26 protein-coding genes are annotated in these 24,383 nt (G+C 60.2%); 20 read left to right on the top strand and 6 right to left on the bottom strand.

Annotated features, from left to right (window positions below; genetic code table 11):
• Positions 1 to 8 precede the first annotated feature (8 nt).
• The gene (locus ACR65J_RS03770; RefSeq protein ID WP_159631405.1) at positions 9 to 356 is read right to left on the bottom strand and encodes a holo-ACP synthase; all 348 of its coding nucleotides are present in this window, start codon (positions 354 to 356) and stop codon (positions 9 to 11) included.
• A gap of 298 nt (positions 357 to 654) precedes the next feature.
• On the opposite strand from ACR65J_RS03770, the gene ACR65J_RS03775 reads away from it, so the two are divergent.
• Positions 655 to 1,080 (top strand): hypothetical protein, encoded by a 426-nt coding sequence (locus ACR65J_RS03775; protein WP_440166214.1) that lies wholly within the window; start codon positions 655 to 657, stop codon positions 1,078 to 1,080.
• A gap of 72 nt (positions 1,081 to 1,152) precedes the next feature.
• Here ACR65J_RS03775 and glmS read toward each other — a convergent pair whose 3' ends face one another.
• Positions 1,153 to 3,045, bottom strand: a complete 1,893-nt coding sequence (gene glmS, locus ACR65J_RS03780; protein WP_440166216.1) for a glutamine--fructose-6-phosphate transaminase (isomerizing) — start codon at positions 3,043 to 3,045, stop codon at positions 1,153 to 1,155.
• A 105-nt stretch (positions 3,046 to 3,150) separates the two neighbouring features.
• On the opposite strand from glmS, the gene coaA reads away from it, so the two are divergent.
• The 3 genes from coaA to mscL are packed head-to-tail and all read left to right on the top strand — an operon-like array spanning position 3,151 to position 5,456.
• Positions 3,151 to 4,146: a type I pantothenate kinase gene (gene coaA / locus ACR65J_RS03785; RefSeq protein WP_440166660.1), complete on the top strand. Its 996-nt coding sequence runs from the start codon at positions 3,151 to 3,153 to the stop codon at positions 4,144 to 4,146.
• Between the two features lie 5 nt (positions 4,147 to 4,151).
• Positions 4,152 to 5,027 (top strand): M15 family metallopeptidase, encoded by an 876-nt coding sequence (locus ACR65J_RS03790; RefSeq protein WP_440166218.1) that lies wholly within the window; start codon positions 4,152 to 4,154, stop codon positions 5,025 to 5,027.
• A 24-nt stretch (positions 5,028 to 5,051) separates the two neighbouring features.
• Positions 5,052 to 5,456, top strand: coding sequence for a large conductance mechanosensitive channel protein MscL (gene mscL / locus ACR65J_RS03795; protein ID WP_440166220.1), 405 nt, complete (start codon positions 5,052 to 5,054; stop codon positions 5,454 to 5,456).
• A 62-nt stretch (positions 5,457 to 5,518) separates the two neighbouring features.
• Here mscL and glmM read toward each other — a convergent pair whose 3' ends face one another.
• The gene (gene glmM, locus ACR65J_RS03800) at positions 5,519 to 6,880 is read right to left on the bottom strand and encodes a phosphoglucosamine mutase (protein ID WP_440166222.1); all 1,362 of its coding nucleotides are present in this window, start codon (positions 6,878 to 6,880) and stop codon (positions 5,519 to 5,521) included.
• Between the two features lie 39 nt (positions 6,881 to 6,919).
• Entirely contained in the window at positions 6,920 to 8,860 is a 1,941-nt protein-coding gene (locus ACR65J_RS03805) for a DUF6541 family protein (RefSeq protein WP_440166224.1), read from the bottom strand.
• Between the two features lie 89 nt (positions 8,861 to 8,949).
• On the opposite strand from ACR65J_RS03805, the gene ACR65J_RS03810 reads away from it, so the two are divergent.
• Positions 8,950 to 10,188 carry a bifunctional glycosyltransferase family 2/GtrA family protein gene (locus ACR65J_RS03810; protein ID WP_440166226.1) on the top strand — a complete coding sequence of 413 codons (1,239 nt, stop codon included), beginning with the start codon at positions 8,950 to 8,952 and terminating at the stop codon, positions 10,186 to 10,188.
• 209 nt (positions 10,189 to 10,397) lie between these two features.
• Positions 10,398 to 12,119 (top strand): ArnT family glycosyltransferase, encoded by a 1,722-nt coding sequence (locus tag ACR65J_RS03815; RefSeq protein ID WP_440166228.1) that lies wholly within the window; start codon positions 10,398 to 10,400, stop codon positions 12,117 to 12,119.
• A gap of 349 nt (positions 12,120 to 12,468) precedes the next feature.
• On the opposite strand, the gene rpsI is transcribed toward ACR65J_RS03815, so the two are convergent.
• Together rpsI and rplM are read right to left on the bottom strand one after the other, a co-directional pair.
• On the bottom strand, positions 12,469 to 12,972 hold the full coding sequence (gene rpsI / locus ACR65J_RS03820) for a 30S ribosomal protein S9 (RefSeq protein WP_141159801.1): 504 nt from the start codon (positions 12,970 to 12,972) through the stop codon (positions 12,469 to 12,471).
• 38 nt (positions 12,973 to 13,010) lie between these two features.
• Positions 13,011 to 13,454, bottom strand: a complete 444-nt coding sequence (gene rplM / locus ACR65J_RS03825) for a 50S ribosomal protein L13 (RefSeq protein WP_440166230.1) — start codon at positions 13,452 to 13,454, stop codon at positions 13,011 to 13,013.
• Positions 13,455 to 13,748: 294 nt separating this feature from the next.
• Between rplM and ACR65J_RS03830 the strand changes: the two genes are divergently transcribed.
• From ACR65J_RS03830 to ACR65J_RS03895, 14 genes are all read left to right on the top strand, one after another.
• On the top strand, positions 13,749 to 14,414 hold the full coding sequence (locus ACR65J_RS03830; RefSeq protein WP_440166232.1) for a prepilin peptidase: 666 nt from the start codon (positions 13,749 to 13,751) through the stop codon (positions 14,412 to 14,414).
• A gap of 290 nt (positions 14,415 to 14,704) precedes the next feature.
• Positions 14,705 to 14,887, top strand: coding sequence for a Flp family type IVb pilin (locus ACR65J_RS03835; RefSeq protein ID WP_440166662.1), 183 nt, complete (start codon positions 14,705 to 14,707; stop codon positions 14,885 to 14,887).
• 107 nt (positions 14,888 to 14,994) lie between these two features.
• The gene (locus tag ACR65J_RS03840; protein WP_440166234.1) at positions 14,995 to 15,189 is read left to right on the top strand and encodes a Flp family type IVb pilin; all 195 of its coding nucleotides are present in this window, start codon (positions 14,995 to 14,997) and stop codon (positions 15,187 to 15,189) included.
• A gap of 83 nt (positions 15,190 to 15,272) precedes the next feature.
• Positions 15,273 to 15,680, top strand: coding sequence for a TadE/TadG family type IV pilus assembly protein (locus ACR65J_RS03845; protein WP_440166236.1), 408 nt, complete (start codon positions 15,273 to 15,275; stop codon positions 15,678 to 15,680).
• Positions 15,668 to 16,723 (top strand): pilus assembly protein TadG-related protein, encoded by a 1,056-nt coding sequence (locus tag ACR65J_RS03850; RefSeq protein WP_440166238.1) that lies wholly within the window; start codon positions 15,668 to 15,670, stop codon positions 16,721 to 16,723. The genes ACR65J_RS03845 and ACR65J_RS03850 overlap by 13 nt, the downstream gene beginning before the upstream one ends.
• Before the next feature lie 46 nt (positions 16,724 to 16,769).
• Entirely contained in the window at positions 16,770 to 17,498 is a 729-nt protein-coding gene (cpaB, locus tag ACR65J_RS03855; RefSeq protein ID WP_440166240.1) for a Flp pilus assembly protein CpaB, read from the top strand.
• Complete coding sequence (locus ACR65J_RS03860) at positions 17,495 to 18,694, top strand: CpaE/TadZ family protein (RefSeq protein ID WP_440166242.1); 1,200 nt, start codon at positions 17,495 to 17,497, stop codon at positions 18,692 to 18,694. The genes cpaB and ACR65J_RS03860 overlap by 4 nt, the downstream gene beginning before the upstream one ends.
• On the top strand, positions 18,691 to 20,151 hold the full coding sequence (locus tag ACR65J_RS03865) for a TadA family conjugal transfer-associated ATPase (RefSeq protein WP_440166244.1): 1,461 nt from the start codon (positions 18,691 to 18,693) through the stop codon (positions 20,149 to 20,151). Before ACR65J_RS03860 ends, ACR65J_RS03865 begins: the two co-directional genes overlap by 4 nt.
• A gap of 14 nt (positions 20,152 to 20,165) precedes the next feature.
• Positions 20,166 to 21,095, top strand: a complete 930-nt coding sequence (locus ACR65J_RS03870; RefSeq protein ID WP_440166246.1) for a type II secretion system F family protein — start codon at positions 20,166 to 20,168, stop codon at positions 21,093 to 21,095.
• 8 nt (positions 21,096 to 21,103) lie between these two features.
• Positions 21,104 to 21,982, top strand: coding sequence for a type II secretion system F family protein (locus tag ACR65J_RS03875; RefSeq protein ID WP_440166248.1), 879 nt, complete (start codon positions 21,104 to 21,106; stop codon positions 21,980 to 21,982).
• A 262-nt stretch (positions 21,983 to 22,244) separates the two neighbouring features.
• Entirely contained in the window at positions 22,245 to 22,436 is a 192-nt protein-coding gene (locus ACR65J_RS03880; RefSeq protein WP_440166250.1) for a Flp family type IVb pilin, read from the top strand.
• A gap of 258 nt (positions 22,437 to 22,694) precedes the next feature.
• On the top strand, positions 22,695 to 22,886 hold the full coding sequence (locus tag ACR65J_RS03885; protein ID WP_440166252.1) for a Flp family type IVb pilin: 192 nt from the start codon (positions 22,695 to 22,697) through the stop codon (positions 22,884 to 22,886).
• A 135-nt stretch (positions 22,887 to 23,021) separates the two neighbouring features.
• Positions 23,022 to 23,411: a TadE/TadG family type IV pilus assembly protein gene (locus ACR65J_RS03890; protein WP_440166254.1), complete on the top strand. Its 390-nt coding sequence runs from the start codon at positions 23,022 to 23,024 to the stop codon at positions 23,409 to 23,411.
• Entirely contained in the window at positions 23,408 to 24,361 is a 954-nt protein-coding gene (locus ACR65J_RS03895; RefSeq protein ID WP_440166256.1) for a pilus assembly protein TadG-related protein, read from the top strand. The genes ACR65J_RS03890 and ACR65J_RS03895 overlap by 4 nt, the downstream gene beginning before the upstream one ends.
• Positions 24,362 to 24,383 lie beyond the last annotated feature (22 nt).

Raw genomic sequence — 24,383 nt, forward strand, 5'->3', positions numbered from 1 at the left:
AGCCTGGGTCAGCCCTCGGCCAGGACCGTGGCCGTGGCGATGCCGCCGTCGTGGCTGATGGAAAGGTGCCAGCGCTTGACGCCCTTGGCCTCGGCAACTGCAAGGACGGTCCCCTTCACCTGCACGGTGGGCCCGTTCCGGTCGAGGCCGATCCAGCAGTCCTGCCAGTTCATGCCGGCGGGCGCACCGAGGACCTTGGCCACCGCTTCCTTCGCGGCGAACCGGGCGGCCAGGGAGCGGGTGTTCAGCTCCCGCTCCGCGGGCACGAACAGGCGGTCCCTCAGGCCCGGCGTCCGTTCCAGCTGGCGGCCGAACCGCTCGATGTCTACTACGTCTACCCCAATGCCAACGATCATGGGTGCCATTCTACGGCGGCACTCCCGGCGGGAAGGCGACGCACGCCGGTCATTCGCCCTGTCCGCCATGAGCGGAAAAGCGTCACTTACAGGCTGATCGCACAGAGCGAGCCTTGAAAGCCCAGGGCCTCAGTGGCCGGGGAGGGCCAAAAGTTACGCAAACCCGCTCACCCCGAGGCGTTAACGTTTTTCCATTCGCTGGAGATAATGCCCTATGGACAACTCTACGGGCTCCCAGCCGCCACGGAGGAGAAGACCTTGGCGAACGGCTCTTAAAGGAATACTGATCGCACTGGCTGTGATCGCCACTCCGCTTCTTCTGTTCCAAGCCTCCTACGTGCTGGGAACGGCCCGGATGGTGTCCCTCGCCGACAAGCTCCACCCGTTGGCCGGGTGGGAACCGGATGGTGAAAACGTCAGCGGCGGCATCTTCTGCACCCCCGTCGCTGTTCCCTGTGACAGCATGTGGCGCCAGTACAGGACGCAGCAGCCGCCTGGGCCCGCCGATATTCGCAGAATAAGCGTTGAAGCAGGGTTGGGCGGGAAGGTGGCCGGGGACTGTGAAACGTCCCCTCTTCCGTCGAATGTCACCGGAATGTATGTGGCCTGCAGCGCAACCGGAGTGCTGGACGGCTACGACGTTGAGGTCCGGGTGCTGAAGTTGGCAGAGAACGACCCGGAACGGATCATCCAGTTCCGACTCAGCAGCATCAAAAACCGCTAGGCAAAACAGAAGCCCCAGGCCGTGGGGCCCGGGGCTTCAGCTGTCCTGCGGTGCGCCGGTTATGTGTGCCGGCTATTCGACGGTGACGCTCTTGGCGAGGTTGCGGGGCTGGTCCACGTCGTAGCCCTTGGCTGCGGCGAGTTCCGCGGCGAAGATCTGCAGCGGGACGGTGGTCAGCAGGGGCATCAGCAGGGTGGGCGTCTCGGGGACGTAGAAGACGTACTCGGCGTAGGCCTTCACTGCTTCGTCGCCTTCCTCGGCGATGACCAGGGTCCGGGCGCCGCGGGCACGGACTTCCTGGATGTTGGAGACCACCTTGGCGTGCAGCGAGTCACGCCCCCTCGGGGACGGGACGACGACGAACACGGGCTGGCCTTCATCGATCAGGGCGATGGGGCCGTGCTTGAGCTCACCGGCGGCGAACCCTTCGGCGTGGATGTACGCGATTTCCTTGAGCTTCAACGCGCCCTCGAGCGCCACGGGATAACCCACGTGCCGGCCCAGGAACAGCACCGACTTCTCGTTGGCCATGGACCGGGCCAGCTCGCGCAGCGGACCGGCGTTGTCCAGGATGGTCTGGATCTTCGCGGGGATCTTGTTCAGGTCCGCCAGGACGTCCTTGATCTGGCCCGAGAAGATGTTCCCGCGCAGCTGCGCCAGGTACAGGCCCAGCAGGTACGCGGCGGTGATCTGGGCCAGGAACGCCTTGGTGGAGGCCACCGCGATCTCCGGGCCGGCGTGCGTGTACAGCACGGCGTCGGATTCGCGCGGGATGGTGGAGCCGTTGGTGTTGCAGATCGAGATGGTCTTCGCACCCTGTTCCCGGGCGTACCGGACAGCCATCAGGGTGTCCATGGTCTCACCGGACTGGGAGATGGACACCACCAGGGTCTTCTCGTCCAGGATCGGATCCCGGTAACGGAACTCATGCGCGAGCTCCACCTCGGTGGGGATCCGGCACCAGTTCTCGATCGCGTACTTCGCCACCATGCCCGCATACGCGGCCGTGCCGCAGGCCAGCACGATGATCTTGTTGACCTGCTTCAGCAACTCCGGGTCGATCCGCAGCTCATCCAGGGTCAGCTTGCCGTCCAGGTCCGACCGGCCCAGCAGGGTCTGCGCCACGGCATCGGGCTGGTCATTGATTTCCTTCTCCATGAACGAGGAGAACCCGCCCTTTTCCGCCGACGCCGGGTCCCAGTCCACGTGGTATTCCTTGCCCTGGGCCGGGTTGCCGTAAAAATCGGTGATGGTCACGCTGTCAGCGGTGATCGTGACGATCTGGTCCTGGCCCAGCTCCACCGCGCGGCGGGTGTAATCAATGAACCCGGACACGTCCGAGCCCAGGAAGTTCTCCCCCTCGCCCAGGCCCACCACCAGCGGTGAGTTACGCCGGGCAGCGACGACGACGTCGGGCTGGTCCGCGTGCACGGCCAGCAGCGTGAAGGCACCCTCAAGGCGCTGGCACGCCAGCTCCATGGCCCGGGTCAGGCCCCCGTTGGCCGGGTCCCCGCCCAGCTGGTTGCGCAGGATGTCAGCCAGCAGCGCCGCGGCGACCTCCGTGTCCGTTTCGGACAGGAACGTCACGCCCTTTTCCAGCAGCTCGAGCTTGAGCTCGGCGAAGTTTTCAATGATGCCGTTGTGGATCACGGCGAGCTTGCCGCCGTCGGCCAGGTGCGGGTGCGCGTTGCGGTCCGTCGGGCCGCCGTGCGTGGCCCACCGCGTGTGGCCAATACCGGTCAGGGTCTCCGGCAGCGGGTGGGCTTCCAACTCACCGATCAGGTTGCTCAGCTTCCCGGACTTCTTCCGCGACTCAATAGCCCCCTGGGACACCACAGCCACACCGGCAGAGTCATAACCGCGGTACTCCAGACGCCGCAGCCCCTCAAGGACAACATCCAACGCACTGTGACCATTAATTGCACCGTCAACCGAACGGCCTACGTAACCCACGATTCCACACATAGGCACAAGACTATCGGCAGCGTGCCACTTGCATTAAACCGGAGGGCTGCCGGGCAGTGCCTCCGTGACGGGCGCCGCCGCACTGAGCAGGGGCGTCATTTCGCGATGGGCCGGGCGCGGGGCAGAATCTTTACCGTGACTTCGCAACGCAATGAAGCGAACGGGGAGGGTGCCTCGCCGTTCGTGGAGCTGGACAGGCAAACCTGGTCCCGGCTCGCAGCCCAGATGGAACAGCCCCTTAATGAAGAGGATGTGCTGCGCCTTCGCGGGCTCGGCGACCCCCTGGACATTATTGAAGTCCGGGATGTCTACCTGCCGTTGTCACGGCTCCTGCACCTGTATGTGGAAGCTGCCGGGCAGCTGCACGCGGCCACCACCACGTTCCTGGGCGAGCAGACCCAGCGCACCCCCTTCGTGATCGGCGTGGCGGGCTCGGTTGCCGTGGGAAAGTCCACCATCGCCCGCGTGCTCCGTGAGATGCTGCGCCGCTGGCCGGGCACCCCCAACGTTGAGCTGATCACCACGGACGGGTTCCTCTACCCCCTGGCTGAGCTCAAGCGCCGGCAACTGCTGGACCGGAAGGGTTTCCCGGAGTCCTACGACCGGCGGGCGCTGCTGCGCTTCGTGAGCGAGATCAAGGGCGGCGCCGAGGAAGTGCGCGCGCCGTGGTACTCCCACGTCACCTACGACATCGTGCCCGGCAAGGAAGTGGTGGTCCGCCGCCCGGATGTGCTCATCGTGGAGGGCCTGAACGTGCTGGCCCCCGCCCGCCCCCGGCACGACGGCCGCCAGGGCCTGGCACTGAGCGACTTCTTTGACTTCTCCATCTACGTGGACGCCAAGACCTCCTACATCGAGGAGTGGTACGTGGACCGGTTCCGGAAGCTGCGGAGCACGGCGTTCGCGCAGCCGGAGTCCTACTTCCACCGCTACGCCACCCTGTCCGACGAGGAGGCCGAGAGTACCGCCAGGGACATCTGGAAGCGGATCAACGAGCCCAACTTGGAGGAGAACGTGCTGCCCACGCGCGGCCGTGCCCAGCTGGTGCTGACCAAAGAGGCGGACCACTCCATCCGCCGCATGCTGCTCCGGAAGGTGTAGCACAGGTGTGCTACGATTGCGGTTCCACCAGCCGGCGCAGCTTCACGCGCTTCCTCGCGGCGGGGGCCGGACTGACCGTCCTGGCTGCCTGCACACCTGAGGCACCCAAGGCGGCGGCGCCGTCGTCCGCTGTTCCTTCCCCTTCCCCCTCACCGGCAGCCGTCACGGCGTCAGCGGTCCCGACGGCGGAAACGGTCCCGACGGCGGAAACGGCCACGGCGGCCGGGTCGCCGGCGGCGCCGTCCCCCACGCCGTCGGCATCGGCAACGTTGGCGCGGCAGTTTTCGCTCGATGATCCGGCAAGCCCCTGGGTCATCGTGAACAAGCACCGGCCGCTGAAGCCGGCGGACTATGTGCCGGCCGATCTGGCGCGTCCCGCCGTCGCCATCTCCGCCGCAGGTGAGGCGGCGCTGCTGAACAGCACGACGGCGGCGGCTGCTGAGGCGATGTTCGCGGCGGCCGCGCGGGACGGTGTGGCGATGGTGCTGGCCAGCGGCTACCGCTCGTACAACACGCAGGTAACCACCTACAACGGCTACGTCGCGGCGCGCGGACAGGCCGACGCCGACACGGCCAGCGCGCGGCCCGGCCACTCAGAGCACCAGACCGGGTGGGCGTTCGACATCGGCGACGGCGGGGGTGCGTGCAGCTTCCAGCCGTGCTTCGCGGAGCAGCCAGCTGCCACCTGGGCAAAGGAGAACGGGCACCGGTTCGGGTTCGTGGTGCGGTATCCGTGGATGCTGCACCCCATCACGGGGTACTACTACGAGCCGTGGCACCTGCGGTACGTGGGGGTGGAGGCGGCCACGGACATGCTGAACCGCGGCATCGGCACGCTGGAGGAATACTTCGGCCTGGAAGCGGCACCGGCGTACCTGTAATCCGGGTGCGCTAGGTTGGTTCCCATGCTTAGTGGATTCAAGAACTTCATTATGAAGGGCAATGTTGTTGACCTTGCCGTGGCTGTCGTCATGGGTACCGCGTTCGGAGCAGTGGTCACGGCGCTGGTGAACAAGGTGCTGATGCCCTTCGTCTCAGGCCTGGTGGGGGCTCCTAACTTTGACAGCTTCGCCCGCGTGGAACTGAACGGGAACGCCATCGAATTCGGGGTGCTGCTGACCGCCCTGGTGAACTTCCTGCTGATCGCAGCAGCCATCTACTTTGTGGTGGTGATGCCGATGAACATCATGATCGAGCGCCGCAACCGACGCCTGGGGATCAACAAGGATGTCAAGAAGGACGCTGCCGAGGACCCGCAGGTTGCGCTGCTGACCGAGATCCGGGACGCGCTGAAGGACCGCGCTATCTGAGTTTTTCCAAATGCAAGTGGCCCGTCTCCCTGTTGGGAGGCGGGCCACTTTTCTTGCTGTGCCTAGTTTGAGGCGAGTTCCAGTGCGAGCTCGGTCCGGACCACTTGGGCCAGGTGTTCGGCGATGGACTGGGCAGTCTCTTCGTCGGCGGCCTCTACCATCACTCGGACCACGGGCTCGGTGCCGGAGGGACGGAGCAGGACGCGGCCGGTGTCGCCGAGGGCGGCTTCCGCCGCGGCCACGGCCTGGGCCAGGACATCGCTGCTGCTCACGCGGCTGCGGTCCACGCCTTTGACGTTGATTAGCACCTGCGGGAGCTTGGTCATGACGGTGGCGAGCTCCTTGAGCGGCTTGCCGGTCAGGGCCACCTGAGCGGCAAGCTGGAGTCCGGTGAGGAGGCCGTCGCCGGTGGTGGCGTGGTCGGAAAAGATCACGTGGCCTGACTGCTCGCCGCCCAGGTTGTAGCCGCCGTCGCGCATGCCTTCAAGGACGTACCTGTCCCCCACGGCGGTCTCCACGATGGTGATGCCGGCATCGCGGAGGGCGATCTTGAGTCCCAGGTTGCTCATGACGGTGGCCACCAGGACGTCGTCCTTGAGTCTGCCGGACTTCTTGAGTGCTACGGCAAGGATGGCCATGATCTGGTCGCCGTCCACCTCGGTGCCCTCATGGTCCACGGCCAGGCAGCGGTCAGCGTCCCCGTCGTGGGCGATGCCCAGGTTGGCGCCGTACTTGACCACTGCTTCCTTGAGGGGGCCCAGATGAGTGGAGCCCACGCCGTCGTTGATGTTCAGGCCGTCAGGGTCGGCGCCGATGACGATGACGTCGGCGCCGGCGTCCTTGAAAAGCTGGGGCGAGCAGCCGCTGGCGGCACCGTTGGCGCAGTCCAGTACCACCCGGAGGCCGTCCAGGCGGTGCGGGAGGGTGCGGAGCAGGTGGACGATGTAGCGGTCCTCCGCGTCGGAGAAGCGCTGGATGCGTCCGACGTCGGGCCCGGTGGGGCGGACGGCTTCCTTGCCCATCTGGGCTTCAATGGCGTCCTCGACGTCGTCCGGCAGCTTCTGGCCGCCGCGGGCGAAGAACTTGATGCCGTTGTCCGGCGCCGGGTTGTGGGAGGCGGAGATCATGACGCCGAAGTCGGCGTCGAGGTCCGCGACCAGGTAGGCGGCGGCGGGGGTGGGGAGGACGCCGGCGTCATAGACGTCGATGCCGGAGCTGGAGAGCCCGGCCTCCACGGCGGCGGCAATGAATTCACCGCTGGCGCGCGGGTCACGGGCCAGCACAGCGCGTGGCCGGGAGCCGTTGGAGTTGCGGTCGTGGCCAAGCACGACGGCGGCCGCCTGGGCCAGCTGCAGGGCCAGTTCTGCTGTCAGCAGGCCGTTGGCCAGCCCCCGGACACCATCAGTTCCAAATAATCTAGACACCGGTCAAGTGTAGAGGATAGCTCCGACTCCGGTCCGCGACTATGAGTCGCATCCGACGAACCTGTACAGCACCGCGGGCCCTTGCTGGTCGACTTTAACAAATTCCTTCGAGCCATCGGGGACTTTTAGTCCCGGAAAATCATCGACTTCCTTGCGTTTCGGGTCAATGTACTGTCCGCCCAGATCCAAGAGGAATTGAATGTGTTCCCTTTCGGCTGCCTGGCACACTTCGGACCCTGGCTTTGCCTGATTCAGCTCCCGCGCCGCCAGTAAGCGATCAGGATTAGAACCCGTGTAAGCGTGTGCGAAGAGCACGCGTCGGTCGGCAATAGCGTAGGCAGTTGAACTTCCATCCCATGGGTTGTTGGCGATGACTGCATCTTGGGGGACGTTCAGCCTTAGTCGGTTCATTAACTCAAGCTCATCGGGACTCAGCAGCGGCGAGGTGACACCAAAGGAGTAGGTGCGTTCCCGGCCAGGCGCGGTCTCAGAGTTTGTTGGCCATATGACGAGGGATACCCCTAAGGCTGCTACACCGACGGGAACGATCCACCTGATCCTGAACTTAACCAGACCTTCGAAGATCGACGCACAGGTTGCCCCAACAAACACGGCCCAAAACATTGGCAAGAGGGCAGCAAGACGTGGTGGATCGCCATACCACGCTCCGATGATGATTTCACGCACTAGAGGAATTGGAACCACCGCTGCGACGAGGTAAAGGACAACGGCACCTAAATACGATGCCAAGAACCAGCGGTCACTCCGCCTGAATACGAACAGAACCGTTCCTACCAGGGTTAGAGCAGCTAGGGCCCACGCCACCTGCCCGTGGGTGGGCGCGGTCAGAAGAACACTCCCTACGCCAGCCGGCAGCGTATCGATTGGATCCCAGGTTGTAGTCCAGGGACGGACTGCAGCCCAAATGATAAGACCGGCCGCAAACGCAGTAAGCCAAAGCGCAGTCCACCGGAGGTAGCCAAAGGCGTCGGAGTGTCTCCTTCGGAGCTGAACAAAAGAGCGCCCGGCAGCCATAGCGGCGAAGAAGGCTGACAGTCCGACGAGTGCCACCAACCCTGACATATGTGTGCAAACGAGTCCGGGAAGCGCCAGGGCCAGCGTGACCGAAGCCAGGGGCCACGGCATTGGCGTATTTTTTCCGAATCTCCATGTTGTTGCCAACACCGCAACAACGGGCGGAAGAAGAGTCAGAGCAAGCATGTAGGGAAACAGGGGACCGAAATCGCTTTTCTGGCTCTGCATCACGGTGAACGGAAACGCGAAGAAGCCCGCGCTGGATATGGCAGCAGCCAGGAGTGCTACGGGCTTCGGCCCGATGACCATGTAGACAAAGAGGAGAACCCCGAGCGGCCAAGCAACGGCGACAATCGCGAGATTAAGGGCATTGGCTGCTTGAACCACCGGCAACGAGGCCGCTTGTGCGGTCAGAGCCGCCAATGCATGCCAAATCTGGGGATAGAACCCGGACGACTCACCCATCAGCGCCTGAACTGAGAAGGGCGAGCCGTCGCCTGAATCGAGGATCTGTTGAACAAAATTGACATGGAACGGGGTATCAATGCCCTGATTTATGTTGCCAGGGTGTTCCACAATTTGGATATAACGAGCTGTCAGCAGCAGCGCGCCCGCCAGGAGCGCCGCAACGTAAGGGCCGCCGAGAGTTTGTCCCTCTGGCCGCCAACCGAACCTGTCTGGCCACCGCTTGCGCGCCATCCGGACCACAACGAAAAGGATTCCAGCCGTCACCGCGGCCGAGGCTGTGAAGGTTCCCAAGTTCCAAGGGATTCCCAACCACTTGAGGACCAATGTCGATCCTGCAACAAGAGTCGTCGTCAGAACGGGCGCGAGTGAAACCAGCCAGATATGCCGAAAGCCCAGCACCCATGCCAAGAGGAGCCCCGGAGCTACTAAGACAGCGACCGCCCACGCAAGGCCTGGCAGTGCAATAAACCACTCCATCAAGGATTCCCCAAGTTTTCCCTCAGTAATTGCCTAAGATCCGGCCCCGCGCTAGCGAGTCTGCCACACGCGTCTATAGCATACACAGCATGGAACTTAGCCATGGGGGCCTGGCGCTTGAAATTGTTGTACCGGTTTTCAATGAGGAATCAGTACTCGAAAAGAGCATCACAGAGCTTGCGAATTACCTAAAAGCGGAAATGCCGGCATCTTGGCAAATAACCATTGCTGACAACGCCAGTACAGACAACACACGGGCTATCGCCACGCGCTTGGCCGAGACAATGACTCACGTTGCATATAGACGCCTGGAGGTTAAGGGTCGAGGTCGTGCCCTTCGTGATGCGTGGAACTCCTCGAAAGCAGAAGTCTTGGCGTACGTTGACGTCGACCTCTCGACGGATCTTGCCGCCTTGCCGCCGTTGGTGGCACCCCTTCTGTCCGGTCACTCGGACATCTCCATCGGCACAAGACTTGGACAAAGTTCCCGTGTCAGCCGAGGCCCGAAGCGGGAGTTCATTTCGCGTTCCTATAATTTCTTGTTGAAGCGCACAATGCAGGTTCGCTTCTCCGACGCGCAATGCGGGTTTAAAGCCATCCGCGCAGAGGTGGCCAAAAGGCTCCTCCCGCACGTCGAGGACAATGGCTGGTTTTTTGATACCGAATTGCTGATTATCGCGGAACGCTCGGGTCTGCGGATTCATGAGATACCAGTTGACTGGGTCGATGACCCGGACAGCACAGTGGACATCCGACAGACAGCTATCGACGATATCCGCGGATTGATGCGCGTCGCAAGATCCTTAGTTAGGGGCTCGATACCCCTCCAAGCGATATACGCAGAACTTGGACGTCGTCCCATTGTCCCGCAATCGCGGCCAAGCTTCTTCGGCCAGGTTATCCGGTTCGGCATGGTGGGAGGAATTTCCACTGTGGCCTTCGCCCTGCTTTATCTACTCTTGCAGGGGCCGTTCGGAGCTCAGCAAGCAAACTTCTTGGCCCTGCTCGTAACAGCTGTAGCTAATACCGCTGCAAACCGGCGCTTCACCTTTGGTATCAACGGCCCTGAAAGGCTGTTCACCCAGCAATTTCAAGGGCTCGTTGTGTTTGGATTGGCTTGGTCGATCACATCATCGTCACTACTGGTCCTGCATGCCTTAGCTCCGGACTCTTCCTCTACGATGGAGCTCATGACCCTGACTGCTGCGAACATCCTTGCCACGCTCATGCGGTTTGTCCTGCTGCGGATCTGGGTATTCCGAGTCCGTAAGTCAGAGAGCGCGGCACAAGCCGAACTTTCCCGTATGAGATTGGCGCGCGCCGTTTGAAGGCAGCGACCGACGGCCCCCTGGAGTCCCCTGAATCTACAAGTCAGATAGCTTTGCCTTTAAGGCGTGTGGCGACGCGGTCCGGCCGAATCATTGGACGTAGGACCGAAAGCTGGGCCGTCTGGGCGCTGCTAGCACTAACAAGCCTTCTATACAGTTGGGGCTTAGACCGGAACGGCTGGGCGAACTCGTATTATTCGGCAGCCGCGATGGCAGGTTCACGCGATTGGACGGCTTTCTTTTTCTCGTCGTCGGACCCGGGCAACGCCATAAGCGTCGACAAGCCTCCACTTAGTCTTTGGGTCATGGCAGCCTCTGTTCGGGCGTTCGGCCTAAATCCTTGGAGCATCCTGGTTCCACAGGCGCTGATGGGTGTAGCAAGTGTCTATTTGCTGTACCGCATGGTCAGGACTCATGCCAGCTCAGCCGCCGGCATTCTTGCTGCTGCAGCTCTAGCAATAACTCCTGTCGCGACGGTGATGTTTCGTTACAACAATCCCGATGCACTGCTCACCTTGCTGATGATCGGTGCTGCCTATGCAACGCTGGAGTCTATTCGTCACGGTTCCCTTCGGTGGCTCCTGGTGGCGGGCGTATTAACTGGGGCAGCCCTCCTAACGAAACAGCTCCAAATCGCGCTCATACTGCCTGCCATTGCTGGGACCTACCTTGCCTTCGCCACCGGACCGTTGGCAAAGCGCCTGCTGCATCTTGCAGCCGCCCTACTTACAGCAGCGGTTGTGGGGGGATGGTGGTTCGTTGTCGTGCAACTGACCCCCGCGTCCAATCGTCCCTTTGTCGGTGGGTCGCGTCACAACAGCGCAGTGGAGTTGACTCTCGGCTACAACGGGGTGGATAGACTCACCGGCGAGGATGCCAGCCGCACGCTGTCCCCGGCAGCCGCAGACTTAGCCGACAAACTTGACCCTGGATTTCAGCGTTTTCTCCAGCCGCAATTCTCGGGGCAGTTCGGATGGTTCCTGCCCCTTGCCATTGGAGGGCTCATTCTTGCCATCTGGCACCTGAAACGACGTAGCGGCACTGTGCAATACCGAGCTCTTTTACTCTTGTCCAGCGTCTGGTTCTCCTGCGCGGCCGCAGTACTGGCCTTCATGTCAGGAATTGTGCACCCCTACTATTCGCTGACACTTGTTCCTCCACTGTGCTCCCTAGCATCTATATGCCTGGTTCACATGTATCGGCTTCGTAATCGCCGGCCCATTCGCCTGGCACTTGCCGGCGTTTTCCTCGTAACTATGATCCTTGGATTCATCACGACCGCGCGATCAACTGCGGACTTCCCCGAAGGTCCTGTCGTTGCCCTTGGCTTGTGGTCCATCGCAATAGCCCTTCAGCTTCTTCCTCCGCCGACGGAAATCATGCGGTCAATCTCTACAGGGTCGCTCGCGGTGGCGCTTATTCTCGGCCCTGTCGTGTGGTCGGTAAACACGGTGTTGAGTCCCCACATAGGGGCTGGTGTTGTAGCCGGACCCAGCATTCTCGGCCTGCGCACAGACCATCCTGATCGGAAGCAGGTGGGGTCTAACGTCCCGCCAAGCTTTATCGCAGTGATGTTCGGGGACGTCCCCGAGGAAGAAGTAGTCTCCCGGCTCCGCGCGGCTCCAGCATCGGTGCTATGGCCCTCCGCAATGGTGGGATCGGAGACAGCAGCCAACTACCAGCTTGAAAGCGGGCGACCGGTGCTTCCGATCGGCGGCTTCGATGGAACTGATCCTTTTCCAACTCTGGAGGAATTCCGGGCGATGGTTAGTGACGGAAAGCTGGGTTCGCTCGTGATCCAAAATTTGCCCCCTTTGACGTTGGAGGGGCGGGGTGAATCAGCAAGAATAGTTGAGTGGGTTAGCGACAATTTCACCGCCGAACAAATCGAAGGCGCCACCTACTACAACTTTTTGCCGCATCAACCATAAATCTCCAACCAGGGCGTAGATCTTGGTGCCCATCCGCCCGTGCCCATGGCCAAGGGGAATGAGTCAGCCAATTCGAGCAGACCCCGTGTGGCGTAGGAAAGGTTGATGCAGTGTTGGTAGGTACCGTTGACCGTGGTCCGACACCGACCGGTCCACCGCATTGCCACCAGGGTGCTGTCCCGCCTTCCATCGCCGCTATAGACGCGGGAACACGGCCGGTCAGTCAAAAGAGTAGGCGACACCTCGAGCATCCCGAACGCCGAAATCTCGATTTGGGAGACCCGCTTAGCGGCGGAAATGCAAAAGCCCGCCCCACCAAGCGGTGGGACGGGCTTCTGTGCAAGCGGTTTTAGCGCTTGGAGTACTGCTGGGCCTTACGGGCCTTCTTGAGGCCGGCCTTCTTACGCTCGATGACACGAGCGTCGCGGGACAGGTAACCGGCCTTCTTCAGGGTGGGACGGTTGTTCTCGACGTCGATCTCGTTCAGCGAACGGGCGATGCCGAGGCGCAGGGCGCCGGCCTGGCCGGAGATGCCGCCGCCGTGGATGCGGGCGATGACGTCGTAGGCGCCTTCGAGATCGAGGATCTTGAAGGGCTCGTTGACGTCCTGCTGGTGCAGCTTGTTGGGGAAGTAGTTGTCCAGCGCGCGGCCGTTGATGGTCCACTTGCCGGAGCCGGGCACAACGCGGACGCGTGCAACGGCTTCCTTGCGGCGGCCAACAGCTGCGCCGGCAACGGTCAGGGCCGGGCGCTCCTTCTTGGGCGCAGCTTCGGCAGCTGAGCTTTCAGAGGTGTAGCTGGTCAGGTTTTCCTCGGCCTCGACGGCCTCGGTGGTCTCTTCGTTCTGAGCCACGATTCTCCTTGTATAGATAAGTTGTTTGGTGGCCAGGACTACTGGGCGACCTGGGTGATTTCGAACGTCTTGGGCTGCTGGGCGGCGTGGGGGTGCTCAGCACCGCGGTACACCTTCAGCTTGCCGAGCTGCTGGGCAGCGAGGGAGTTCTTGGGGAGCATGCCCTTGATGGCCTTCTCAACGGCGCGGACCGGGTTGGATTCCAGCAGTTCCGCGTAGTTGACGGAGGTCAGGCCGCCCGGGTAGCCGGAGTGGCGGTATGCGCGCTTCTGCTCCAGCTTGGCGCCGGTTAGGGCTACCTTTTCAGCGTTGAGGATGATGACAAAGTCGCCCATGTCCATGTGGGATGCGAAAGTGGCCTTGTGCTTGCCGCGCAGCAGGATTGCGGTCTGGCTTGCAAGACGACCAAGGACAACGTCGGTGGCGTCAATGACGTGCCACTGGCGGTTGATATCGCCGGGCTTCGGGGTGTACGTACGCACGGTGTTTGCCTCGTTCTTGTTCTGGCGTTCTTGTTTAGGTGTCGCTAGCTCGCGCACCTACTGTCTGCGCGCTACCGGAACAGAGGTGAGGGCTCCATGTAACCAGTCATCCTGAAGTTCCGAATGTGCACGTTGAGTAGTTATCCTGCAACCGGATCCTCAAGCGGGCACGCACCATCGGAATAGGACACGCACAACGACTACCAAGATTAGCGCGTCAGGTGGTTCGGGGTCAAAATGAGGTAGCCGGAGGCCGCTGGGGCCATGCCGGCCCATTTACACAAGGGGGAGGCAGTGTTGTCAGCGGCGAACGGCGACCCCACCATTTGGCTGATCGTCCTTGGGGCCGGACTCCTGGGATGCGTCCTCTCCCCCGTCGCCGAGGCGCTGATCGCAAAACTGCTTCCCAGGCTCGGCGAAGCGCCTCGCCTGCAGGCACGAATTACGACGGCGGCACTCACCGGCCTTGCGTGCGTCGCCTTTGCCCTCCATTTTGGAATTACTTCCACCCTCCCCGCCTTCCTGTTCCTTGCGGTAATAGGCGTGCAGCTGGCGCGGATCGATGTTGCACTCCACTTGCTGCCCAACCCTCTCGTGTTAATGCTGCTTGCCGGCGGTCTTTTACTGCTTTTAGTGCCTGGAATAATCAGTAAGCAGTCTGGCGATTTGCTCCGGGCCGCCCTCGGAGCCCTCATTTTGTTTGCTGGCTACCTGATTTTGGGACTTATTTCGCCCGGCGGCATCGGGATGGGCGACGTGAAGCTCGCCGCGCCCGTTGGCCTTTACCTGGGGTACCTAGGCTGGAGCCAGCTCCTTTATGGGGGGCTCCTCGGGTTCATCTTGAACGGCATCGTCACCGCGCTTGTGCTCAGCCGAAAAGGCCGGAATAGAGCCACAGAAGTACCCCATGGCCCCTCGATGCTCGGCGCCGTCGCAGCCGTCACATTCTTCATCGCCTAGCAAAACCTGCCTCATCCCTGTCCCAAGGCGGCGCCAGCGCATCAGCGGCAGCAAGTAGTCCGCCGGGTACCTGCAAACGGCGACTGAGTACCAGCCCAGATCTTCGAGTACGTACTTTTGGCGTTGCCCGAAAAAGTCGAGTACCACTACGCATTGTTGACTCATACCCCCCAGTGACAATCTCTTCTTAGCGAAGTCCAGCCGCTAAAGATTTATGGGGGCAGCTGGAAATTCGTTGAAATCCAATAATCCATTTCACCGAATTAAAGGAAATTACAATGACTTCTCTGATGGTCTCAATGACTGCTTTCATCGCTGGCGTCAAGGATCGCTTCACTCGCGAAGAAAAGGGCGCCACGATGGTTGAGTACGGCATCATGGTCGCCTTTATCGCTGTTCTTGTTATGGCAGCCGTCATCATCCTCGGGCCGCAGATCGCCGGCCTGTTCACCCGGGTCTCCAACGCCCTGTAGGTCTAGCTGATGACAGGCGAGGAACTCAACGAGGTCCTCGCCTGTCGTCGGCTAAGGGCTTGTATACGTACATTTTCGCCCAAATACCCGGAAGGAATATAACAGAAATGAACGCATTTATCGCGACGATCGGCTCCCTTCTTTACACCGCAAAGGCGCGCTTCGTCAACGAAGAAAAGGGCGCCACCATGGTCGAGTACGGCATCATGGTCGCCTTTATCGCAGTCCTTGTCCTCGCAGCAGTCGTCATCCTGGGTCCACAGATCGCGGCCCTCTTCACCTCTGTTTCGAACGCTCTCTAACTCCAATAGTTGCAGCGGCGGCACTTGCGCCAGTCGCTGCAACTTACAAACCTATAAAGATTTCTGGGACACCAGGAGAGGTCATGAAGTCAGTTAGGAAGGAAAAAGGCGCCGTAGCAGTCGAGATGGCAATCGTCCTCCCGCTGCTGTTGCTCATTCTTCTAGGAATTATCGAGTTCGGCAGGGCCTATAACGTCCAGGTGTCCCTTACACAAGCAGCCCGTGAGGGTGCGCGTTATGCAGCCATTCATCACGCCGACCCTGGACTAAACGTTCAAGCAGCTGCCCTCGCAGCTGCACCATCACTATCGGGACTGACAGTAAACGTCACCGACAATGCCAGCAGTTGCTCATCAGGGTCCAACGTACAAGTGACGACTAAGGTTTCATTGCCGTCACTGACAGGCTTTCTCGATGCCGGCTTCTTCGGAGCGCCGCGCATTTTTCCATTGTCTATGACAGGAGTAGGGGTAATGAGATGCGGCGGGTAGCACTGTTGGCTCCTATCAAGTCAAGGGCAGCTGGACAGCATGACTCGGAACGCGGCGCCGCAGCCATCATTGTTGCAGTGCTCATGGTGGCAGTACTTGGGTTCGCAGCTATCGCGGTCGACGTCGGGGCAATGTACGCAGAAAAAGCGCAAGTACAAAATGGTGCCGACGCAACCGCCTTAGCGATAGCAGCCGACTGTGCCAAGGGAGTCAACTGCACCACCGCAATGGCGGCCTCGTCGAATAGGTTGGCCGACAACAACGCGAACGACGGCTCCACAGGTGTGCAGTCAGTAACCCAACCCAACCCCAACACGGTTCGGGTAGTTACCAACTCACGCGACACTTCCGGCAACAACTTTTTTTCACTGTTTTTCGCGCGAGTCCTGGGCATCGACACGAGCCAGATCACAGCCACAGCCGAGGCTTCCTGGGGCCCTCCGTCCGGGGGCAAAACGCTTCCGTGGACCATCAGCATGTGCGTTTTCGAAAGTTTTCTGACCCCTAGCCAGCTTGCGGAGTTGAACTCGACAGGGACGTTCACGGGTAATCCGGATCCTACTCGCATCCTTCTTCGCTACGACCAGAACGTCCCGACCTTTCCTGGTTGCGCGGCTGATAACGGATACGCGCCTGGAGGTTTTGGCTGGTTGGACACTGACAGCGGCTGCTCTACGAACATCAACGTTGGGACCGCAGAAGTTGGCAGCAACCCAGGGAATGACTTGCCGAGCGTCTGCCAGAGTATGCCGGCCACCATCAAGGACTCGCCCGTTCTGATTCCGATCTTCACCAACGCAGTGCAGAACGGTCAGAAGACGCAATACACGCTCGCAGGCTTCCTCGCTTTTCAAGTAACAGGCTTTAAGTTTGGTGGCGGCCCCGGTCTCACAGATCTCGACCCGCTGGCTCCCGCTTGCGATGGCGGTAACTGCCGTGGAATCCAGGGGTACTTTACCCGCTTTGTCTCGCTGCAAGAGGGGCTCACTATATCCCACACGGAATCTAACTACGGAGGAACGGTAGCCGAACTTACTAACTAGCTGCGCTGCCAGTACTTTGCCAGATCACATCTAAGGAGCAACTGAAGTGAAATCACGCCTACTGGGAGGCTTAGCTGCACTACTGCTGGCAGTAGTTGGCGCCATTCTCCTTTTTGTTTACGTACAGGGTGCATCGGCACGCGCACAAGCGGGCCTGGAACCTGTAAATGTCTTGGTCGTTACAGAACAGGTTCCGGCCGGCACCAAGTCTTCTGACCTCGCCGGCAAGGTTCGTGCGGAGTCCATTCCTAAATCCGCGGTTCCGGAAGGAGCGTTGACCTCGCTGGACCAGCAGGACGGGAAGGTTACAGCAGTCGCCCTCCAGCCCGGCGAGCAACTGCTTGCGGCCCGTATGGTGGGCCCGCGCGACTTGGTTCCTGGTACGGTCCCGGTGCCAAATGGTCTCGAGGAAGTCACTCTCCTGCTGACGCCCGAACGCATCCTGGGTGGCCGGCTTGAGGCCGGTGACACCGTGACGGTCTATTCCTCGTTTGGCAAGGATGATGGGCAAACGGGTTTGCTTTTCCACGACGTCCTCATCACCGCAGTACAGAAAGCACCGTCCGATCCAAAGAACAGCGCAGGTTCTGGTTCGTCGGACTCGGCCGTTGCAATGCCAAGCGGTTCGGCTTTCATCACCTTCGCCAGAAGTGACGCAGATGCTGCAAAACTTGTGTACAGCGCGGAGTTCGGAAAGCTGTGGCTGGCCAAGCAAACGGACTCAACAGTAAAGAGCACACCTCCCGTCACCAAACTTGGTGGGCTGTACCAATGAGCCGCTTTGTAGCCATCACCGCAGTGCGTGATTTCGAGGGCCGCATTCGTCAGGCCATCGCTGGTGCACTTCACGGAGAACTTCAGACGTTGTCGCCTCAAGTGCTCGACGGCGGCCCAGATGACGTCTTCAGACAGCTGAACGGTGCTCCACCGGAGGTTCTTATCCTCGGTCCAGGAGTCGCACCGGACGATGCGCTCAAGCTCGCCACGGTCTTCGACCTCCAGTACCCCGAGGTCAGCCTGATCCTGGTTGCGGAGCCAAATCCGGACCTGGTGCTTAGGGCAATGCACTCGGGCGTTCGGGACGTCGTCACATCCGAAATCGGTCTAAGCGAGCTCAGGGTCCTGCTCGAGCGCGCATGTCTGGCTGCCGCAAGCCGCAGGCGGGGCATGGCTCCAGCGGCGGAAGGAGCTCGTGATCGTGGCAGAGTTATTGCCGTCATGTCGCCGAAGGGAGGCGTGGGCAAGACTACTGTGGCAACGAACCTGGCCATTGGACTGGCCAAGGTTGCACCGATGAGTGTGGTGCTTGTTGACCTTGACCTGCAGTTTGGCGATGTTGCGTCCGGTCTCCTGCTTGAGCCGGAACATTCGATTAGTGATGCTGTCCACGGAGTCGCTTCGCAGGATTCTATGGTACTAAAGGCATTTCTAACGGTGCATCCAGCCGGCATTTATGCCCTTTGCGGACCGAGAACCCCGGCAGAATCAGATTTCATCACGGCCGAGCATGTCAGCAGGCTGATCGACCAGCTTGCGAGCGAATTCAAATACGTCGTCGTGGATACCGCTCCGGGGCTCGGCGAGCATGTGTTGGCCACGCTGGAACAGGCAACTGATGGGGTCTGGGTATGTGGTATGGACGTGCCGAGCATTCGAGGGCTTCACAAGTGCTTCGCCGTGCTTCGGGACCTCCAGTTACTTCCCCAGGGCCGGCACACGGTACTCAACTTTGCCGACCGTAAAAGCGGAATCTCAGTACAGGATGTGGAAGCGACCATCGGAGTCCCCGTTGATACCGTCGTTCCCCGCTCCAAAACCCTGCCCTACTCGACCAATCGCGGTATTCCGATCCTACAAAGCAATGCCAGGGACTCAGCGTCCAAGGGGCTGAAGAAGCTCGTAGACCGCTTTGATCCTGAGTGGAAAGCTTCCTCACAGACCAAGCTTCACCGACGGGTGGTTGTCTCATGAAATTGTCAGATCGGCTTTCAAGGTCGAACGGAAATCCAGCTGTCCCAGAACAAGTTGCCGGAGACACTGGCGTTGCACCTGACCTGAATTCCCCGGCTCAGGTGCCTCCCCCAGCCGCACTTCTTTCCGCCTCTACGTCCGCCCCGGCGCCAACCGCGAGCCCTACCATAGACGCACTGGCAGGCCTCAAACAAAGGGCGGCCCAGGCACTCTTTGAGCGGATGGGTACCCGCTTCGGCGAAACCACGTCTTCCGAAGAAGCCCTTCGGACCTCTGCAGTGGATGAACTGTCCACGGTCATCGACCAGGAGCAGGTTCCTCTGTCCCCGGAAGAGCGCCGCCGGCTGATTCGTGAAATCGCTGACGAGGTCATGGGCTATGGCCCCTTACAGCGCTTGCTCGAGGACCCGTCCGTGACAGAGATCATGGTTAACCGCTTTGACCAGATCTACATTGAACGCCATGGGCACTTGTCACTAACGGGCACAAGATTCAGCTCGGACGATCATTTGCGAACAGTTATTGAACGGATTGTCTCCAAGGTCGGGCGGCGCATCGATGAATCTTCCCCCCTTGTGGATGCTCGACTGGAGGACGGGTCCAGAGTGAACGCCATTATTCCGCCGTTGGCGGTGAACGGGCCATCCCTGACGATCCGCAAATTCAGCCATGTGCCCCTTACGGTGCAGAACCTCATCGACTGGGGTTCACTGACTCCGGAGATGGCTGAATTATTGAGCGCCTGCGTTCGAGCCCGCTTGAACATCATCGTTTCTGGCGGCACCGGCACAGGCAAAACCACGCTGCTCAACGTGCTGTCCTCATTCATTCCGCGGGATGACCGCATTGTCACCATCGAGGATGCTGTCGAGCTCCAACTCCAGCAGGAACATGTGGTCCGGTTGGAAAGCCGTCCTGCGAACATCGAGGGCAAGGGGGCAGTGACTATCCGCGAACTCGTCCGTAACTCCCTGCGCATGAGGCCAGATCGCATCATTGTGGGCGAAGTTCGAAGCGGAGAATCCCTCGACATGTTGCAAGCAATGAACACTGGCCACGATGGTTCTTTGTCCACCGTGCACGCAAATTCCCCGCGGGACGCCATCGCTCGCCTCGAAACCCTGGTCCTCATGGCAGGCATGGACCTGCCACTTCGGGCGATCCGCGAACAAGTCTCGTCCGCGGTCGACCTCATCATTCAGGTGACGCGCCTGCGCGACGGCAGCCGCCGTGTAACCCATGTAACAGAGGTTCAAGGCATGGAAGGGGACATCGTTACGCTGCAGGATGCCTTCCTCTTCGACTACGCAGCCGGAGTGGATGCCCAGGGACGTTTCCTCGGCAAGCCAGTAGCCACAGGCATACGGCCACGCTTCCTGGATCGGTTCGCCGAACTTGGCATTTCCGTATCCCCTGGAGTCTTCGGCGCCGGACTGGCACCAGTGGGAAGGCGGTAGTCATGGATTCCCCCATGGTCTTCGTTCTTGCCGTAGCCCTCTGCTTGTCCGCCATGGTTCTGGTGATCTTTGTTGTCTTCAAGCCTCGTTTCGGGTCGATCCCTATGGAACGCCGCCGACTAGGCACCCAAGACAACAAGTCAGCAGTTGCACGAGTGTCGCAGCCAGCGGTGAACGCAGTTGAAAGCCTCATTGGTGATTCTGGTGGACCTTATAACCGCGAAGTCCTCTACAACGCGGGAGTCAAAATGGCGCCCGCAGATTTCACGGTCGCTGTAGCGGTGGTTTCCATCCTGGCGGGGGCTTTTGTGGCCCTACTGACACACCCTTTGCTTGGCCTGATCGCGGGAGTTGCTACACCGTTTCTTGCCAAGGTCGTTCTGGTCTTCCTTCGGGACAGGCGCCGTGCAAAGTTTGAGGAACAGCTGACTGACACGATTCAAATGTTTATTGGTGGACTGAGGGTTGGCCACAGCGTCCTACGCTCGGTTGAAGCCGCCGCCCAGGAAGCCGATGCCCCAACGTCCGAAGAGCTGCTTCGCATCGTAAATGAAACGAGGATTGGCAAGGACTCACGCATTGCCTTCGAGGATGTAGCCGACCGTATGGACAGCGAGGACTTCCGGTGGATCTCACAGGCGATCCAAATCAATCGTGAAGTCGGCGGCGATTTGGCAGAAGTCCTCGAACAGGTCGCTGGGACAATTCGCGAGCGGAGCGAGATCAAAGGCCAAATCAGGTCCCTCAGCGCAGAAGGAAGAATGTCCGCCTATGTGCTGATGGCAATGCCAGTGGGAGTGGCCTTTGTCCTCGCTTTCATCAACCCCGGGTATCTCAACGTGTTCGTGGAGAAACCGCTTGGGCTGCTGATGCTCGTCAGTGCCGCGGTCATGTTCACAGTTGGCGGTTTCTGGATGAGCCGTGTCGTAAAGATCAAGTTTTAGGGGGAACCATGACACCGATCGCGTGGCTTTACATTTCACTGATTGTGCTCCCCTTGGCCTATTTCGTATGGGCCTTGGCAACCTCTGACCGCAAAGCGGCGATTGCCGTTCAAGCGAACTTGACGCAGGGATTCACCCAGGAGGGTGGCCAAGCCATTCAGCGGCCGCCCGCCCTTTTAGATCTTTCAAGGCGCCTGACTCCGACTGGTTATGAAGCAAAGCTCGACCGCTGGCTCTCTCTCGCAGGCCGCCCAGCTTCACTGCCCCTGGAAAGGTTGATCATCGCCAAGCCTTTGCTGGCCTTGGCGGGAGCAGTTCTTGGACTTTTGATGTTTGGCCGGTCTCCTTCGCCTCAAATAGTCGCCCTGGGGCTATTCCTGTCCGCGCTGCTCTACTTCCTCCCCGACCTCTTGATTTACAACAAGGGAACTAAGCGACAGCAGGAAATTGAACTTGAGCTGCCAAACACATTGGACCAGCTGCTCATTTCAGTGGAAGCCGGACTTGGCTTTGAAGCTGCAATGGCACGAGCTGGCGGATACGGAGGCGGGCCTATAGCCCAAGAGCTGATGCGAACCCTACAGGATATCCAGGTGGGGCGCCCGCGGCAGGAGGCGTATCAGGCGTTAGCTGATAGATCGTCTGTTCAAGACCTGCGAAGCTTCGTCCGTGCCGTCATTCAGGCAGACAAGTATGGCATCGGCATCGCAAAGGTTCTTCGGACCCAAGCCAAGCAGGCCAGGGTGAAACGCCGGCAAAGGGCTGAAGAAAAGGCAATGAAACTTCCTGTCAAGGTACTCTTCCCGCTCTTGCTTTGCATATTCCCTGTGCTGTTCATCGTTCTCCTTGGGCCAGCAGCCATCAAGATTGTCGAGGCTTTCACCTAGACGTCCCCCATCGCGCCCACTAGGCAGCGCCCAACAGACCGGACCCTCTCGGCACCCAGAACCGAGAGGGTCCTCTGCTGTGCCCGGGGCATTGAAGCGCAGCGTCTCCGCAACAAAACCCAAGCAAAAGCGCAGGAAGAGTACGGGAGTAAAAGCGTTTGCGCAGGATGTGCCAAGATCCGGAGTTTAGTCCAAGTCTGCTTGCTAACTTCATTGCAGAGCTGGTGAAGGGCCAGCCATCCGTCTCGCTCAGGAGTACAAAATGCTTTCGCTCATCGCCACGCTTCAGACCCTTGGTTTCAACCTCAAGAACCGCCTCAGCAACGAAAAGGGCGCGACCGCCGTCGAATACGGCATCATGGTCGGCCTCATCGCAGTCGTCATCATCGTCGCCGTGACCACTCTCGGCGGCCAGTTGAACACCATGTTCACCAGCGTCACGGCCAAGCTCTAGCGGGGACGAACGGGCTGGGACTGTCTGCTCGACATGTCCGAAGCCACGCCGTCGAAGTGAACCAAGCGGTGAATCTCTTGTGTTGAGTACCTGTACTTTCGCAGGACTTTCACCAAGGAAACAAGCTCAGTTCCGGCGACGAGCACGGTCCGACGGCTGCTCATCCTGCTAGACCCGGTCGACATCGCATCAGGCCTTGCCAACCTCGTCTTAGTGCTGGTGCAGGGCCGGCCAAACCCACTCGCTCAGGAGTTCATAATGCTGTCTCTCATCGCCACCCTTAAAACCCTCGGCTTCAGCCTCAAGGGCCGCCTTAGCAACGAAAAGGGCGCAACAGCTGTCGAATACGGCATCATGGTCGGACTCATCGCAGTCGTCATCATCGTCGCTGTAACCACCTTGGGCGGCCAGCTCAACTCGATGTTTACAGGTGTGACCGCCAATCTCTAAGGCCCGGCCCCAAAAGCAAGAGCCCGAGGCTCACCACGCCGCCTGTTTGTGCGGTGCAGCTCAACTGCACCGCACAAACTGTTTCACGTGTACAAATCTGCGCATCGCAGCAGAAGCTCGAGAGGAACCCAGCACATGCTGAGGCCATCAGAACGCGGGGCGGCGGCCGTTGAGTTCGCCATGGTCGTGCCTGTCCTCATCACGCTGCTCCTTGGCATCATGGAATTCAGCCGGGCCTACAACGCCCAAGCATCGCTGTCGGCTGCGGCCCGTGAGGGGGTCCGGGTAATGGCCATCACCAATGATCCTGCGGCGTCTCGGGCGGCAGCCAAAAACACGGCTGCCGCCCTAAATCCCGTTCTCGCTGATTCAAACATCACCTTTAAAAACCTCGACACGGGCGCGACGTCCTGCGCGACAGGGAACCGTATGTCAGTAACCATCACATACACGTTGTCCACACTCACCGGGATAGCGGGACCTTTGTCGATGACTGGCCAGGGAGCCATGCTGTGCGGCGGGTGAAGTTGATTAGCAGCGGCGAACACGGCGCAGTGAGCGTAATCGTCGCCATTATGCTGGTGGTTCTGCTTGGCTTCGCGGCCATGGCAGTCGATGTCAGCATGATGTATGCGGAGCGCGCCCAACTTCGGAACGGGGCCGATGCCGCCGCCCTTGCAATCGCCCAAAAGTGCGCCAAAAGTGCAACTGACCCTGATTGCACAAGCACATCATCACTTGCTGCAGGCCTCGCAAACAGGAACGCGAACGACGGGCTCAGCAATTTGAAGTCGGCTGCAATTGATACGACAGGAAGAACCGTGGCTGTTACCGCCGGTTCACAGGAAGCAGGCAGCGCTGCTAATCAAGTGTCCCTGTTCTTCGCCCGGGCACTTGGTTTCTCCTCTGCTGAAGTCAACGCCAACTCCACAGCTGTATGGGGGACGCCTTCAAAAGGCCCGGCGATTCTGCCCCTGGCCATTGCCTTCTGCAAGCTGGACATTCCCGCCGGCGGAACAGCAGGAGCAGTTCAGGTGCTAGAGCAATCGGTGAATGGGTGTAGTGGTCTTCCAGGCGGATTTGGGTGGATCACAACCGCGGGAACTCAGTGCTCGGTCACCATGGCCGCGGGGCAATCCGACAATTCAGGAATCTGGTTTGCGAGCGACCCGGGTGCCAGTGCACCAACCATCTGTACCGCTTCCGACTTCAGCCAAATGAACGACCAGACTGTCCTCCTACCACTCTACGATGTAGCCACGGGAACAGGTTCTTCTGGCCAATACTACGTCAAAGGCTTTGCGGCCTTTCACGTGACGGGCTACCACTTCGCCGACATTTCATGGAGCACCGGCGGCAGTGTCCAGAACAAGACGATTTCTGGCTACTTCGTGAAATTCGTTTCGCTCGCCCAGGCTTTCGAACTTGGCAACGTCCCCAATTACGGGGCCTCAATCGTCCGTCTCACCCCGTAAGAATCAGCAACATCCACAGGAG

It is taken from the genome of Arthrobacter sp. SAFR-044, from assembly GCF_059414985.1.